The 15,364-nt window shown below is 72.0% G+C and carries 11 protein-coding genes; 2 read left to right on the top strand and 9 right to left on the bottom strand.

All coding sequences use genetic code 11. The features are described from left to right. Positions 1-62: 62 nt before the first annotated feature. The 3 genes from DN051_RS11980 to DN051_RS11990 all read right to left on the bottom strand — a co-directional run bounded on the left by DN051_RS11980 (position 63) and on the right by DN051_RS11990 (position 5,747). Positions 63-1,508, bottom strand: coding sequence for an aldehyde dehydrogenase family protein (locus tag DN051_RS11980; RefSeq protein ID WP_112438679.1), 1,446 nt, complete (start codon positions 1,506-1,508; stop codon positions 63-65). A 120-nt stretch (positions 1,509-1,628) separates the two neighbouring features. Further along, the gene (locus DN051_RS11985) at positions 1,629-3,215 is read right to left on the bottom strand and encodes a PucR family transcriptional regulator (RefSeq protein WP_053762737.1); all 1,587 of its coding nucleotides are present in this window, start codon (positions 3,213-3,215) and stop codon (positions 1,629-1,631) included. A gap of 138 nt (positions 3,216-3,353) precedes the next feature. Then, complete coding sequence (locus tag DN051_RS11990; RefSeq protein WP_112438680.1) at positions 3,354-5,747, bottom strand: ATP/GTP-binding protein; 2,394 nt, start codon at positions 5,745-5,747, stop codon at positions 3,354-3,356. A gap of 294 nt (positions 5,748-6,041) precedes the next feature. On the opposite strand from DN051_RS11990, the gene gabT reads away from it, so the two are divergent. Both gabT and DN051_RS12000 read left to right on the top strand, forming a co-directional pair. Beyond that, positions 6,042-7,376 (top strand): 4-aminobutyrate--2-oxoglutarate transaminase, encoded by a 1,335-nt coding sequence (gene gabT, locus DN051_RS11995; RefSeq protein WP_053762739.1) that lies wholly within the window; start codon positions 6,042-6,044, stop codon positions 7,374-7,376. 493 nt (positions 7,377-7,869) lie between these two features. Next, complete coding sequence (locus DN051_RS12000; protein ID WP_107094107.1) at positions 7,870-8,547, top strand: phosphatase PAP2 family protein; 678 nt, start codon at positions 7,870-7,872, stop codon at positions 8,545-8,547. On the opposite strand, the gene DN051_RS12005 is transcribed toward DN051_RS12000, so the two are convergent. The 6 genes from DN051_RS12005 to DN051_RS12030 form a co-directional block, all read right to left on the bottom strand. Further along, entirely contained in the window at positions 8,486-10,294 is a 1,809-nt protein-coding gene (locus DN051_RS12005) for a chitinase (protein WP_112438681.1), read from the bottom strand. The genes DN051_RS12000 and DN051_RS12005 overlap by 62 nt on opposite strands. Before the next feature lie 162 nt (positions 10,295-10,456). Beyond that, positions 10,457-10,909, bottom strand: coding sequence for a hypothetical protein (locus DN051_RS12010; RefSeq protein WP_053762741.1), 453 nt, complete (start codon positions 10,907-10,909; stop codon positions 10,457-10,459). A 115-nt stretch (positions 10,910-11,024) separates the two neighbouring features. Then, positions 11,025-12,452: an NAD(P)/FAD-dependent oxidoreductase gene (locus DN051_RS12015; RefSeq protein ID WP_053762742.1), complete on the bottom strand. Its 1,428-nt coding sequence runs from the start codon at positions 12,450-12,452 to the stop codon at positions 11,025-11,027. A gap of 35 nt (positions 12,453-12,487) precedes the next feature. Then, positions 12,488-13,288, bottom strand: a complete 801-nt coding sequence (locus tag DN051_RS12020) for an ABC transporter permease (protein ID WP_053762743.1) — start codon at positions 13,286-13,288, stop codon at positions 12,488-12,490. Then, positions 13,289-14,212, bottom strand: a complete 924-nt coding sequence (locus DN051_RS12025) for an ABC transporter permease (protein WP_053762744.1) — start codon at positions 14,210-14,212, stop codon at positions 13,289-13,291. Continuing rightward, complete coding sequence (locus DN051_RS12030) at positions 14,212-15,360, bottom strand: ABC transporter ATP-binding protein (RefSeq protein WP_199314920.1); 1,149 nt, start codon at positions 15,358-15,360, stop codon at positions 14,212-14,214. The genes DN051_RS12025 and DN051_RS12030 overlap by 1 nt, the downstream gene beginning before the upstream one ends. Positions 15,361-15,364: the final 4 nt, after the last annotated feature.

Raw genomic sequence — 15,364 nt, forward strand, 5'->3', positions numbered from 1 at the left:
GGGGGAACGCCGACGGCCGGAGCCCCCGCACATCGGGCTCCGGCCGTCGGCGTCGGATGGCGTCAGAGCGCCAGGCCGGTGAGGATCAGAACACGCTCGTAGGTGTAGTCGTCCATCGCGAACCGCACGCCCTCGCGGCCCACGCCCGACTGCTTGGCACCGCCGTACGGCATCTGGTCGGCGCGGTAGGACGGCACGTCGCCGATCACCACGCCGCCGACCTCCAGGGCGCGGTGGGCGCGGAAGGCGGCCTGGACGTCGTGCGTGAAAACGCCCGCCTGAAGGCCGTACTTGGAGTCGTTGACGGCGGCGAACGCCGCCTCCTCGCCCGCCACCCGCTGGACGGTCAGGACCGGGCCGAAGACCTCCTCGTGGGCGATCGTGGCGTCGGCCGGCACATCGGTGAGGACGGTCGGCGCGTAGGAGGTGCCCTCGCGCTTGCCGCCGGCGAGCAGCTGCGCACCGCCGCGGACCGCCTCGTCCACCCAGGACTCGACGCGCCGCGCCGCGTCCTCGCTGATCAGCGGGCCCACGTCGGTCCGCTCGTCGGAGGGGTCGCCGCTGACCTGCGCCTCGACGGCCGCGACGATGCGCGGCAGCAGACGGTCGTACACGGCCGCGTCGGCGATCACGCGCTGCACGGAGATGCAGGACTGGCCGCCCTGGTAGTTGGAGAAGGTGGCGATGCGGTTCGCCGCCCGGTCGAGGTCCTCGTCCGAGGCCCAGTCGGCGAGGACGACGGCCGCGCCGTTGCCGCCCAGCTCCAGGGTGCAGTGCTTGCGCGGCACCGAGTCCATGATCGCGTAGCCGACCTTCTCGGAACCGGTGAAGGAGATCACCGGCAGCCGCTGGTCCTGGACGAGGGGAGGCATGGCCTCGTTCGGGACCGGGAGGATGCTCCAGGAGCCGGCCGGCAGGTCGGTCTCGGCGAGCAGCTCACCGAGCAGGAGCGCGGACAGCGGCGTGGCGGGGGCCGGCTTGAGGATGATCGGGGCGCCTGCCGCGATGGCCGGGGCGACCTTGTGGGAGACCAGGTTGAGCGGGAAGTTGAAGGGCGCGATGCCGAGCACTACACCCTTCGGGAAGCGCCGGGTCAGGGCGAGCCGGCCCTGGCCGCCGGCCTCCGTGTCGAGACGCTGGGCCTCGCCGCCGTTGAAGCGGCGGGCCTCCTCGGCGGCGAACCGGAACACGGAGATCGCGCGGCCCACCTCACCGCGGGCCCACTTGATCGGCTTGCCGTTCTCGGCGCGGATCAGCCGGGCGATCTCCTCGGTGCGCTCGGCGAGCCGCCTGCTGACGTGGTCCAGTGCCGCGGCGCGGACATGGGCGGGGGTGGCGGCGAACTCGTCCCGTACGGCGTACGCGGCGGCCACCGCCTCCTCGACCTGGTCGGCGGTCGGCACGCTGACCTTGCCCACGAGGCCGCCGTCCCAGGGGGCGGTGACGTCGAAGGATTCCTCGCCGGTGGCCTGACGGCCGGCGAGCCAGAAGGCGTGGATGGAGGTCATGTGAGTCCCGGCCCTTCCGCGTTGAGGGTGGTTGGTTTCCGGGACAACGGTAGGGGTGCGAGGAGCGACCGTCGGTTGGCCGATCCGTAGCAATCGGGCGCGACGGTGCGACGGTTTGTCTTAGACGACGCCCTGGGACTCGGGCGCGGTGGCCTTCAGCGCCAGCCAGAGCTCCATCCGCACGTCCGGATCGTCCAGGGAGCGGCCGAGGATCTCCTCCACGCGCCGCATCCGGTAGCGCAGGGTGTGCCGGTGGACGCCCAGGTCGGCGGCGGCCGCGTCCCACTGGCCGTGCCGGGAGAGCCAGGCCCGCAGGGAGGCCACGAGGTCGCCGCGGCCGGTCGCGTCGTGCTCGTGCAGCGCCCGGAGGAGTCCGTCCGCGAAGGCGCGCACCGCGTCGTCGGCGAGCAGCGGCAGGACGGAGCCCGACGCGAGCTGGTCGTGCTCGACGAGGACCCGGCCGCGGCGGCGGGCGACCGACAGGGACTGCTCGGCCTGCTTGTACGCGCCGGCCGCGGCGATCGGGCCGGCCGGCGCGGACATGCCGATGACCACGTCGTCCTCCTCGCCCGCCGGCTGTTCCTGGGCCGTCCGCGCCGTTTCCCGCGCGGCCGCGTACTCGCCGCAGGCCGCGACCGCCGCGCCCCCGTCCGCGGCCAGCAGCACCAGCCGCTGCCCCTCGGGCACGACCAGCACCGCCTCTCCCGCGCCGGCGGCGGCCGCCTCCACGTCCTCGGCGAGCCCGGCGAGGCCCGCCGGGGCCGGGCCGCACTCCGCGACGACGATCCGGAACGGGGCGTCGAGGAGGCCGCCGTAGAGGTCTCCGGCGACGGCGCGGGCGTGGTCCGGCTGGCCGGCGAGCAGCATGCGCAGCACGGCGGCGCCGATCCGTTGCTCGGCGGCCTGCAGGGAGCGGGAGCGCTCGGTGGTCAGGGTGAGCAGGGCGATGGCCGAGTGGAGCGCGTAGCGCTCGACGGTGCCGAGGGCGGCGGCCGTGCCGACGGCGAGGGCCGCGCGGGGGCGGCGGCCGGTGCCGATGGTGTGCAGTTCGACGCGGTCCTCGTGCTCGGGGCCGCCGACCACGGAACTCGCGGGTGCCGGGCGCTCCCGCAGCCGCTCCACTTCGGCGGTCAGGCGGCCGGCCCTGCGGCCGGACCACTCCGGCGCGGCGGCGGCGACGCTGCCCGAGGCGTCGTAGAGCGCCGCCCAGCCGTCGATCTGGGCGGCGAGCGCGGCGAGCAGTCCCTCCGGGCCGGCGGTCAGCGCCTGCCGGGTCAGTTCCCGCTGGGCGGCGAAACCCGCGGTGACCGCGCGGTACTGGTCGGCGGCGATGGCGGCCGACACCGCCTTGATGATCGCGAGGAAGGGTGTGCGGCGGGGAACCTCGATCAGCGGCAGGCCCTCCTCGCGCGCCGCGTCGACGAGCGCCTCGGGCGTGTGTTCGTAGTTCACGCCGACCGCGAAGCCGAGCCCCACGACGCCCGCGCCGACCAGCCGCTTCACATAGCGGCGCATCGCCTCCGGGTCCTCCGCGTCCAGCTTGAGCGCGGTGATCAGCAGCAGTTCCCCGCCGTCCATGTAGGGGACGGGGTCGGCGAGCTCGCTGACGTGCGCCCAGCGCACGGGCACGTCGAGGCGGTCCTCCCCCGCCCGCACGGTCAGTTTCAGCGCGGAGTGGTGGACGAGGGACGCGAGCGTGGGGGGCATGGGGCCTTCAGGTCGACGGTGACTTCGGGTGCGGCGCGGAATGCGGGGATCGGTCGATCGTGGTGATCTTTTGGCCGCCTTGTATGAACGACCACTGTCGATTCTGCCTCACCGTACGGTCCCGGTGCCGGGAAGGCCTCACTCGCGCAGATCCACCAGCAGCGGCGGCGCGTGCTCCCCCGTCACATCCGTCAGCGACAGCACGGCGTGCCCCGGCGGCACCCCGTGCGCCAGCTCGGACGCGGACCAGCGCTCCCGCTCGACCTGGCGGACGGTGACCGCCTCCGTGGTGACCGCCTTGCCGGTCACCAGTTTGCGCAGGGCGTGGATCGCGCGCGTCATCGGCTGGTCGGCGAACACGGTGTGCTGCGCGACGTCCCGGGTCTCCACCCACTCGGTGCCCCAGGCGGCGGCGAAACGGCTGCCGTCCCAGGTGGTGACCCCGGACAGCGCCATCCGGCAGCCGACCGCCCCGTAGAGCGGGCCGTGCAGGCTGTCGGGGACGTCGGCCATCGAGCGCAGCGCGAGGACGACGCCCGCGTTCTGCGAGCGCAGCCGCTGGATCCGCCGTACCGACTCGGTGGTGACGGCTCCCGTGGCGTCGTCGAGGACGAGGCAGGCGAAGTGCCGCCGCCCGCTGTCGCGCAGCACGGCGGCGAACTGGGCCAGTACGAGCCGGGTGATCTGCCGGGCGGCCTCCTCGTGCCCCTGTGCGGGCAGGTCGATACGGACCCGCAGGGGGTGGTGGGCGACGGCGCGCAGCGAGAACGGCCGGATCGTGTCGTCGCCCGCGCCGAAGAAGGCGGCGAAGACGGGCCGGTCCAGCAGCGCGAGCCGGTCGGCGAGCTCCGGGCCGGGGTCCCCCGCGGCGCCCCGCTGGCGCAGTCGGGCGTCGAGCTCCCGGCGCATGCCGGCGTGCCGGTCGTCGGTCAGCGCCTCGCGCAGGGCCGCGACCGCCGACGGCTCACCCTCCAGGAGCTCGCGCAGCACAGGAAGCGTCGGGAAGACACCGTGGGCGGCCCGGTAGGGGCCGAGCAGCTGGGCGAGCGCGGTGGCGGCGCGCTGGGCACCGACGTTCTCGAGGTCGCCGGCCAGCGCCTCGGCGAGGAACGCGGCGGCCTCGTCGGGATCGTCGGAGTCGGCGTACGGGTCCAGGTCGTGGACGGACGCGGGGTCGCCGACCCGGACCACGACGTCGAACGCCGAGTCCGGCCCGAGCGGCGTCCCGGCGGCGCTGACGGCGACGACCGCGCAGCGGCCGGTCAGCGCCTGGAGGGCCAGCGACTCCACCACCGGAGCGATCACGCGCCGGGACTTCCCGGCGCCGGACGGCCCCACGACGAGCAGCGACGTGCCGAGCGTCTCCGGTCCGAGGGCGGCGCCGACCCCGCCGTAGGCGAGCGGCGTGCGCTCGCCCTCGGCCCACCGCCCGATGCGGACCTGCCCGGCGAGCACGTCGTGCCGGGTGGCGCGGCCGGGCAGGTCGCGGGCGCCGGAGGGATGGGTCAGCGCGGCGCCGCCGTGGCGCAGCACGGCCTCGGTGAAGGCGGCGGTCCGCCCGTCGCCCCGGGCGCGGGTCCAGGCGTGGCTCAGCCGGGCGCAGTCGACGTCGTTCATACGGCCGGCCGCGGCTTCGCGGGTGAGGACGTCGGCCGCCTCGTACTGCCCGGCCTCGCGCAGCTCGGGCCAGCGCGCCGGAGGCTGCTCCGCGGCGGGCTCCGGCTCCCGGTCCCGCGCCGCGGCGCCGCGCGCGGCGAGCCACGTCCGCACCAGCGGCAGCCAGCCGCCGAGCCTCGCGAAGGGCCACAGGACGAGCAGGGTGATGGCGGCGTACAGGGCGTCGGTGAGCCAGGCGGAGGTGAAGACGTCGTAGCCGCCGGTGATCAGTACGACCAGGGAGAACAGCGGTGCCACCACGGGCAGGGCGTCCCAGCCGACGCCGGGGAAGGCGGTGGGGAAGACGAGGCTCAGGACGGCCAGGGCGCCCAGCGCCGCCAGCCCCGCCCGCGCGGGCTGCTCCCGGCGCGCGACGACGTGCCGGACGATGTCGGCCCAGGAGCCCAGACGGCCCATGACGTAGACGAGCAGCAGGAAGAAGGCGCCGTCGTAGACCACCTTGGCCTCCTGGCCCTGCATGCCCTTGGGCGACGCGAGGGTGCCTCCCCACCACCAGTCGTCCGGGGTGAAGACCCGCAGCAGGGCCCATTGGTAGGGGAAGCTGCCGCGGCGCCACAGCGACCACAGGACCAGTGCGACGGCCAGCGGGACCAGCACGCCCACGACCGTGACCGGGGACAGCCGTTCCGCGGCTCGGGCGGCCTTCGGCAGGCGGTAGCCGAAGCGCCAGATGCCGGGGCGGGTGACCGGACGGGGTTCGTTGAGCCAGTCGGTGACCGCCGCTGGGGTCCGCTCCGCGGCGGGCGGCCCGCCCTGCGGGCGCGGCGGCATCGCCGGCATGGCCGGCGGCCCGGCCGGCCGCGGCACAGGATTCGCATGCGTACCCCGCGTCTCCCGCGTCCCGTCGCTGTCCATCGCCGTTGCCCCCTGACCAGCCGTTCCGTCCACCGTCAGCGAGTCAATCTAACGCCCTCGCAGGGGGAGTTCACCGCATACGCGGCCGGGTCGGCGGTGATCGGCCCCCGGTTGCCTATGTCCACCGCGGACAACCGATTCCGGCGACAACGCCCACATGGAGCATGCCCCCGTACCGGGTACGGCTCTAGCCTGCGAAGAAACATGGCAAGCGTCCGAAAACCCCCACCCGGAACATCCGGCCCTTCAGGCAGCCCGGATCACACCGGAATGCAAGATCACCAGGGAGCCCTCATGACCGCACTTCCGCAGGAGCGCCGCGTCGTCACCGCCATCCCCGGCCCGAAGTCGCAGGAACTCCAGGCCCGACGTACCGCCGCGGTCGCCCAGGGTGTGGGCTCCGTGCTGCCCGTGTTCACCGCGCGGGCCGGCGGCGGCATCATCGAGGACGTCGACGGCAACCGCCTGATCGACTTCGGCTCCGGCATCGCGGTGACCTCCGTCGGCGCCTCCGCCGAGGCCGTCGTGCGCCGCGCCGCCGCGCAGCTCGCCGACTTCACGCACACCTGCTTCATGGTCACGCCCTACGAGGGCTACGTGGAGGTCGCCGAGGCCCTGGCCGAGCTGACCCCGGGAGACTTCGCCAAGAAGAGCGCGCTGTTCAACTCCGGCGCCGAGGCGGTCGAGAACGCCGTCAAGATCGCCCGTGCGTACACCAAGCGCCAGGCCGTCGTCGTCTTCGACCACGGCTACCACGGCCGTACCAACCTGACGATGGCGCTGACCGCCAAGAACATGCCGTACAAGCACGGCTTCGGCCCGTTCGCCCCCGAGGTCTACCGGGTGCCGGTGGCGTACGGCTACCGCTGGCCGACCGGTCCGCAGAACGCCGGCCCGGAGGCCGCCGCGCAGGCCATCGACCAGATCACCAAGCAGGTCGGCCCGGACAACGTGGCCGCGATCATCATCGAGCCGGTGCTCGGCGAGGGCGGCTTCATCGAGCCCGCGAAGGGCTTCCTGCCCGCCATCCGGCAGTTCGCCGCCGACAACGGCATCGTGTTCGTCGCGGACGAGATCCAGTCCGGCTTCTGCCGCACGGGCCAGTGGTTCGCCTGCGAGGACGAGGGCATCGTCCCGGACCTGATCACCACCGCCAAGGGCATCGCGGGCGGTCTGCCGCTCGCCGCCGTCACCGGCCGCGCCGAGATCATGGACGCCGCCCACGCGGGCGGCCTGGGCGGCACCTACGGCGGCAACCCGGTCGCCTGCGCCGGTGCGCTCGGCGCCATCGAGACGATGAAGGAGCTCGACCTCAACGCCAGGGCGAAGAACATCGAGGCGCTGATGAAGGCGCGCCTGACCGCCATGGCCGAGAAGTTCGACATCATCGGCGACGTCCGCGGCCGGGGCGCGATGATCGCCATCGAGCTGGTCAAGGACCGCGCCACCAAGGAGCCCAACCCCGAGGCCACCGCCGCGCTCGCGAAGGCCTGCCACGCGGAGGGCCTGCTGGTCCTGACCTGTGGCACCTACGGCAACGTGCTGCGGTTCCTGCCGCCGCTGGTGATCGGCGAGGACCTGCTCACCGAGGGCCTCGACATCATCGAGCAGGCCTTCGCCGGCGTCTGATTCCGGGGCCCGTCCCAGCACTGCGGGGGCGGGCTGCGGCAGAGGGTGTGAAGAACGTGTGCGAGGTGGATGGCGGGACGGGAATCCGTCTGTCGCGCCCGCACCCCCTGCCGTAGGTTCTACCCAGATGAGAGATACACCCGCTCACAGGGGACTGTGGGCGGCATCAGGGCGGGGCCTCCCCAGCTTCGACCTGGTCGTGCCCTCGCGCACAACCGGAGCCGAAAGGCTCCGGGTCTCCTCACCGATCGGACAGTCGCCCGCCCCAGACCCCCCGGGGCGCGCGGCGTTCCGATCCGGACGGCCGCCTGGGAGCGGTTCGCCCTGAAGGGCCAGCGCATACCCCCCCCTTGCGCTGGCCCTTCAGCGTTGTCGGCGCGGCCGGCATCGTCCGCGTGTTCGACCCGGGGACCTCGGACACCAATGGTCTGGACAGGGTGCGGGCGGTTTCCCGACCGGGTCGGCCCCCTGCGAAGCTGGTGCGGTGCCCCCGGTGTCCCGCGCGCTCCCTCCGCGTCCTGTCCTCGCGCTGCTCGCGCTGCTCGCCGTGCCCGTCGGCCTGTTCGTCCTGATCACCTGGCAGGTCGTCGCCGACGGGCCGCTGGTCGGGCTGGACGAGCGGATCAGTCGCGCGCTCGTCCGGCCCGACCGCGTCTCCGAACTCCTCGCCGATCTGGGCAATGTGCAGGTGGCCGTGCCCGTGCTGGTCCTCGCCGCGGTGTGCGCCGCGCTGCGGGCCCGGACCGCGGGGAGGGAACGCTGGTGGCTGCCGGGCGTGGCCGCCGCCGTCCTGATGGCGCTCGTCCCGGCCCTGGTCGTCCCGCTCAAGGAGCTGACCGACCGCCCCGGTACCCCGGTCGTCCCGCCGGCCACCGGCTACTACCCGTCCGGCCACACCGCGACCGCCGTCGTGGCCTACGGCTGCGCGACCCTGCTCCTCCTCCCCTGGCTGCGCGGCACGCACCCGCGCCGGGCGCTGCTCCTGCTGTGCGCCGCCGTCAATCTCGGTGTCGGTTTCGGGCTGGTCCGGCGCGGCTACCACTGGCCGCTGGACGTGGTGGCCAGTTGGTGCCTGGGCGCGGCACTGATCGGCGGCTTCGTGGTGCTCGTCAGCCGAAGTAGCCGTCGAACGTCCGCTGGAACTCCCAGTTCGAGTAGCGGTCCCAGTTGATCGACCAGGTCATCAGGCCGCGCAGCGCGGGCCAGGTGCCGTGGGTGGTGTAGGAGCCGCAGCTCGTCTTCTCGGTCAGACAGTCGAGTGCCTTGACGACCTCGCCCGGCTGGACGTGGCCGTTGCCCGCGTTGGTGGACGCCGGCATGCCGATGGCCACCTGGTCGGGGCGCAGCGGCGGGAAGACGTTGTTCGCGTCGCCCGCCACCGGGAAGCCCGTCAGGAGCATGTCGGTCATGGCGATGTGGAAGTCGGCGCCGCCCATCGAGTGGTACTGGTTGTCCAGGCCCATGATCGGTCCGGAGTTGTAGTCCTGGACGTGCAGCAGGGTGAGATCGTCCCGCATCGCGTGGATGACGGGCAGGTAGGCGCCCGCCCTCGGGTCCTGGCCGCCCCACTGGCCGGTGCCGTAGTACTGGTAGCCGAGCTGGACGAAGAAGGTCTCCGGCGCCATGGTCAGGACGAAGTCGTCGCCGTACTTCGCCTTGAGGGACTTCAGCGCCGAGATCAGGTTCACGATCACCGGAGTCCTCGGGTTCTTGAAGTCCGTGTCGTCGGCGTTCAGTGAGAGCGAGTGGCCCTCGAAGTCGATGTCCAGGCCGTCCAGGCCGTATTCGTCGATGATCCTGGAGACGGAGGAGACGAAGGTGTCGCGGGCCGCGGCCGTGGTGAGCTGCACCTGTCCGTTCTGGCCCCCGATCGAGATCAGCACCTTCTTGCCGGCCGCCTGTTTGGCCCTGATCGCCGCCTTGAACTCGGCGTCGCTCTCGACGTTCGGGCACTCGGCGACCGGGCAGCGGTCGAACCTGATGTCACCGGAGGTGACCGAGGTCGGCTCGCCGAAGGCCAGGTCGATGACGTCCCAGCTGTCGGGCACGTCGGCCAGCCGGGTGTAGCCGGAGCCGTTGGCGAAACTGGCGTGGAGGTAGCCGACCAGGGCGTGCGGCGGCAGGTCCGGGGAGCCGCCGGACCCCGGGGAGGTCGTCGCGGTCACCGTGGCCGAGCGCGCGGACTCGCCCGCGGCGTTCACCGCGGCGACCTGGAAGGAGTACGCCGCCGAGGGGGAGAGTCCGGTCACGGTGGTCGATGTGCCGCTGACCGTCCGGATCTTCTGCCCGTCGCGGTAGACGGCGTACTCGGTGGCTCCGGTGACCGCCGTCCAGGACAGGGCGACGCTGGACGACGTGACGGTGCCGGTTCTCAGGCCGGTCGGCGCGGCGGGCGGCTGGCCCGCGTCGACGCCGGGGCCGATCAGCGTCAGGTCGTCGGCGTGGTACGCGCCGGTGCCGTACCAGCCGTGGGTGTAGATGGTGACCCGCGTGGTCGACGGGCCGGTGCGGAAGGCCGTGGTGAGCTGCTGCCAGTCGGGGGCGGACTGGGTCCAGGTGGAGACGTCGGTGGTGCCGGTGCCGCTCGCACCGAGGTAGACGTAGGAGCCGCGGACGTAGCCGGCGAGCGTGTACTGGGAGTCGGGTCTCACGGTCACGGTCTGTGCGCATCTGGCGTTGTCACTGCCGGCCGGGGTCGCCTTCAGCGCCGAGCCGCCGCTGCGCACGGGGCTGCCGACCGTGGTGCCGGACGTGCAGGTCCAGCCGTCGAGGCCCGCTTCGAAACCGCCGTTGCGGGCGAGGTCCGCGTCGGCCGCACGGGCGGCCGACGAGAGCGCGGTCATAGCGGGCACGGCCAGCAGGAAGGCCGCGCCGGCGGCGAGCAGCCGGGGACGCGCGAACGGTCTGTAGCGATCCACAAGTGCCTCCGGGCATGGGGGAATTGGAGGGCGGAGCGCGACACAACTTGGTCCAGACCAATTTGCTTGTCAAGACGTCCCGCCGGAGCCTGCCCGGCCGTTCGCGTCCGCCCGCGCGGGCGGACGCGAATCGCCGGGCGGTCCCTGGTGCCGCGGCAGGCACTAGCGGTCGTCCTCCACGGCGAGGCCCGCCGCCGCCTCGTGCATGGCCAGTTCGAGCAGCGCCGGGTCGGTCAGGGTGCCCGAGCCGTCCGGCGGGACCAGCCAGCGCACGCCGCGGGTCGCCCGGCCGGGGTACGGCACCACGATCCAGGTTCCGGCCCCGGCCGTGCGGATGCCCGTGCCGAGCCAGCGGGCCGCGGTTCCGGGCGGCACAAAGAAGCCCATGCGCCCGTCGCCGAAGTCGGCGAGCACCGGGCCGGGTTGGTCGATGATGCGGGTGATGACGTCGAGCGTGGGATAGCCGAGGTCGCCCGGCAGGATCAGTACGTCCCAGGCCTTGCCGGCCGGCAGCAGCGCCACCCCGTGGGGGTTGCGCTCCCACTCCCATCGGCAGGCCTCGGGGTCAGGTGCGACGGATGCCAGCCACTCGACCGCCGTCTTCGCCCCAGTCATGAGGGACCTCCCTGTGTCTGTCGTGGACGCGGGTCGCGTCACGAGGGAGAGGGAGGTCCCCCGCCGGGCATTACGCAGGTTCCGGTGCCCTGTTGGAGTGAACCGGATCACAGGGTCAGCTGTCGAAGCCCAGCCCCAGCCGGTCCATCGTCCGCAGCCACAGGTTGCGCCGGCCGCCGTGGGCGTCCGCCCTGGCCAGCGACCACTTGGTGAGCGCGATACCGGTCCAGGCCAGGGGCTCGGGAGGGAACGGCAGCGGCTTGCGGCGCACCATCTCCAGTTCGGTGCGCTCCGTGCGCCGTCCCGCGAGCAGGTCCAGCATCACGTCCGCGCCGAACCGGGTGGCGCCGACGCCGAGCCCCGTGTAACCCGCGGCGTAGGCGACCTTCCCGCCGTGCGCCGTGCCGAAGAAGGCCGAGAAGCGTGAACAGGTGTCGATCGCGCCGCCCCAGGCGTGAGTGAAACGCACCCCCTCCAACTGCGGGAAGCAGGTGAAGAAGTGACCGGCGAGCTTGGCGTACGTCTCGGGGCGGTCGTCGTACTCGGCGCGCACCCGGCCGCCGTACGGGTAGATCGCGTCGTAGCCGCCCCAGAGGATGCGGTTGTCGGCGGTCAGGCGGAAGTAGTGGAACTGGTTGGCGCTGTCCCCGAGGCCCTGCCGGTTCTTCCAGCCGAGCGCGCCGAGCCGGTCGGCGGTCAGCGGTTCGGTCATCAGGGCGTAGTCGTAGACCGGGACGGTGTAGGGACGGACGCGTCTGACCAGGCTGGGGAAGATGTTGGTGCCGAGCGCGACCTTGCGGGCGCGGACCCGGCCGTAGGGGGTGCGCACGGCCATTCCGGCGCCGTACGGCTTGAGGTCCAGGGCGGGCGTGTGCTCGTGGATGCGGACGCCCAGGTCCCGGCAGGCGCGCTTCAGACCCCAGGCCAGCTTGGCGGGATGGAGCATGGCGACGCCGCGGTGATCCCACAGACCCGCCTGGAAGGTGGGTGAGTCGACCTGGGCCCTGACCGCTTCGGCGTCCAGGAACTCGATGTCGTCGGCGAGGCCCTTGCGGCGCATCTCCTCGTACCAGTCCCGCAGTTCCCACGCCTGGTAGGTCTCGGTGGCCACGTCGATCTCGCCGGTGCGCTCGAACTCGCAGTCGATCCCGTGCCGGGCGACCGCCGCCTCGATCCCGTCGAGGTTGCGGGCGCCCAGCTCCTGGAGCCGGTGGATCTCGCCGGGCCAGCGGGCCAGGCCGTTGGGCAGGCCGTGGGTGAGGGTGGCGGCGCAGAATCCGCCGTTGCGGCCGGAGGCGGCCCAGCCCACCTCGCGGCCCTCCAGCAGGACCACGTCCGCCCGCGGATCGCGCTCCTTGGCGTTGAGCGCGGTCCACAGTCCGCTGTAACCACCGCCGACCACCAGCAGGTCGCAGGTCTCGGCGCCGGTGAGCGCGGGTTCGGGCCGGGGCCTGCCGGGGTCGTCCAGCCAGTACGGGACCGGCTGGGCGTCGGAAAGGGATTTCGTCCAGTCGTTGCCGGGGCTCATGGCGCTCGGGGCCATGATTTCAACTCCCTACGAGGGTGTACGCCTCAGGCTCACGCCTTTTGCCTGCGGCGGCGGTTTCCGATGACCATCGAGGCCACCACGAACAGTACGGCGATCAGGAACATGGCCGTTCCGATGACATTGATCTGAACGGGCGTTCCGCGCTGCGCCGATCCCCAGACGAACATGGGGAAGGTGACGGTCGAGCCCGCGTTGAAATTGGTGATGATGAAATCGTCGAAGGAGAGCGCGAAGGCGAGCAGCGCGCCCGCGGCGATTCCGGGTGCGGCGATCGGCAGGGTGACCCTGAGGAAGGTCTGGACCGGGCCCGCGTACAGGTCCTGCGCGGCCTGCTCCAGTCTCGGGTCCATCGACATGACACGGGCCTTGACGGCCGTCACGACGAAGCTCAGGCAGAACATGACGTGGGCGATCAGGATCGTCCAGAACCCCAGCTGGACACCCATGTTGAGGAACAGGGTGAGCAGGGACGCCGCCATGACCACCTCGGGCATCGCCATCGGCAGGAAGATCAGCGAGTTGACGGCGCCGCGCGCGCGGAAGCGGTACCGCACCAGCGCGAAGGCGATCATCGTGCCGAGGAGGGTGGCGCCCAGCGTCGACCAGAACGCGATCTGGAGGCTGAGCGACAGCGAGCCGCACAGGTCGGCGACGCCGCACGGATCGGTCCACGCGGCCGTGGAGAATTCCTGCCACTCGTAGTTGAAGCGGCCCTTCGGATCATTGAAGGAGAACACCGTCACGACGATGTTCGGCAGCAGGAGGTAGCCGAGCGTGACCAGTCCCGCGATGACGACGAAATGGCGCTTGAGCCAGTTGACGAAGGTCATTTAAACCAGATCCTCCGTGCCGGACTTGCGGATGTAGAGCGTCACCATGATGAGGATCGCGAACATCAGGATGAACGACAGGGCCGCCGCCGTCGGATAGTCCAGAATCCGCAGGAACTGCGACTGGATGACGTTTCCGATCATGCGGGTGTCGGTGGAGCCGAGCAGATCGGCGTTCACGTAGTCGCCGCTGGCCGGGATGAAGGTCAGCAGCGTGCCGGAGACCACACCCGGCATGGACAGCGGGAAGGTGACCTTCCGGAAGGTGGTGGAGGGACGGGCGTACAGGTCGCCGGCCGCCTCGTGCAGCCGCCCGTCGATGCGCTCCAGCGAGGTGTAGAGCGGCAGGATCATGAACGGCAGGAAGTTGTACGTCAGACCGCACACCACCGCCAGCGGAGTGGCCAGCACACGGTCGCCGGCGGTGACGCCGAGCCAGCTGGTGACGTCCAGGACGTGCAGTGCGTCGAGGGCGCCGACCACCGGGCCGCTGTCCGCGAGGATCGTCTTCCAGGCGAGGGTGCGGATCAGGAAGCTGGTGAAGAACGGCGCGATCACCAGGATCATGATCAGGTTGCGCCAGCGGCCCGCCCGGAACGCGATCAGATAGGCCAGCGGGTAGCCCAGCAGCAGGCACAGGATCGTCGCGGAACCGGCGTACAGCACCGAGCGCAGGAACTGCGGCCAGTACTCGGACAGCGCGTTCCAGTAGGTGGCGAAGTGCCAGGTGACCTCGTAGCCCTCCTCCAGGGAGCCCGTCTGCACGGACGTGGAGGCCTGGTAGACCATCGGCAGCGCGAAGAACACCAGCAGCCAGAGGATGCCGGGCAGCAGCAGCCAGTACGGCGTCCGGCGGCCCCGTCGGCGCGGGGCTTTCGCCGGTGTCTCGGGCGCCGCGGGTGGCGCCTCGGTGAGCGTCGCCATCAGACCTCTTCCTCGACCTTCTCTACGCCCGCCTCGATGTCCTGCGCGGCGTCCAGGCCGAAGGTGTGCGCCGGGCTCCAGTGCAGGACGACCTCGGCACCGGGGACCAACCGGGCGTCGCGGTCGACGTTCTGGGCGTAGACGGAGAGCTCGGGACAGACGGGGCTGTCGATGACGTACTGCGTGGAGACACCGATGAAGCTGGCGTCGGCGATCCGCCCGGTGACGCGGTTGCGGCCGTCCGGTATCTCGCCGGCCTCGTCCGCGTGCGTGAGGGATATCTTCTCGGGGCGCACGCCGACCAGCACCTTGCCGCCGATCGTGGTCGCCGCGGAGCAGCGCGCCTCGGGGAGCACCAGCTTGCCGCCGCCCGCTCTGACGACCGTCTCCCCACCGCTCAACGCGTCCACCTCGGCCTCGATCAGGTTCGAGGTGCCGAGGAAGTTGGCGACGAAGGTGGTGCGGGGGTTCTCGTACAGGTCGGCGGGGGCGCCGAGCTGCTCGACCCGGCCCGCGTTCATCACGGCGACCGTGTCGGCCATGGTCATGGCCTCCTCCTGGTCGTGCGTGACGTGCACGAAGGTGATGCCGACCTCGGTCTGGATGCGCTTGAGCTCCAGTTGCATCTGCCGCCGCAGCTTGAGGTCGAGGGCGCCCAGCGGCTCGTCGAGGAGCAGCACCTTGGGGTGGTTGATCAGGGCCCGTGCGACGGCCACGCGCTGCTGCTGCCCGCCGGAGAGCTGGTGCGGCTTCTTGCGGATGTGCTCGCCCAGTTGCACCAGCTCGAGCATGTCCTCGACCTGCTTCTTCACCGACTTGATGCCGCGTCGGCGCAGACCGAAGGCGACGTTCTCGAAGATGTCCAGGTGCGGGAAGAGCGCGTACGACTGGAAGACCGTGTTCACCGGCCGCTTGTACGGCGGCAGGTGTGTCACGTCCTGGTCGCCCAGCCGGACCGTGCCCGAGGTCGGCTCCTCCAGGCCCGCGATCATGCGCAGCGTGGTGGTCTTGCCGCAGCCCGAGGCGCCGAGCAGGGCGAAGAACGAGCCCTGCGGCACGGTCAGGTCCAGCGGGTGCACGGCTGTGAAGGAGCCGTAGGTCTTGCTGATTCCGTGGAGGCGGACGTCGCCGCTGCTGTCTGTCGTCATCGTC

It is taken from the genome of Streptomyces cadmiisoli (assembly GCF_003261055.1).
Taxonomy (GTDB): Bacteria; Actinomycetota; Actinomycetes; order Streptomycetales; family Streptomycetaceae; genus Streptomyces; species Streptomyces cadmiisoli.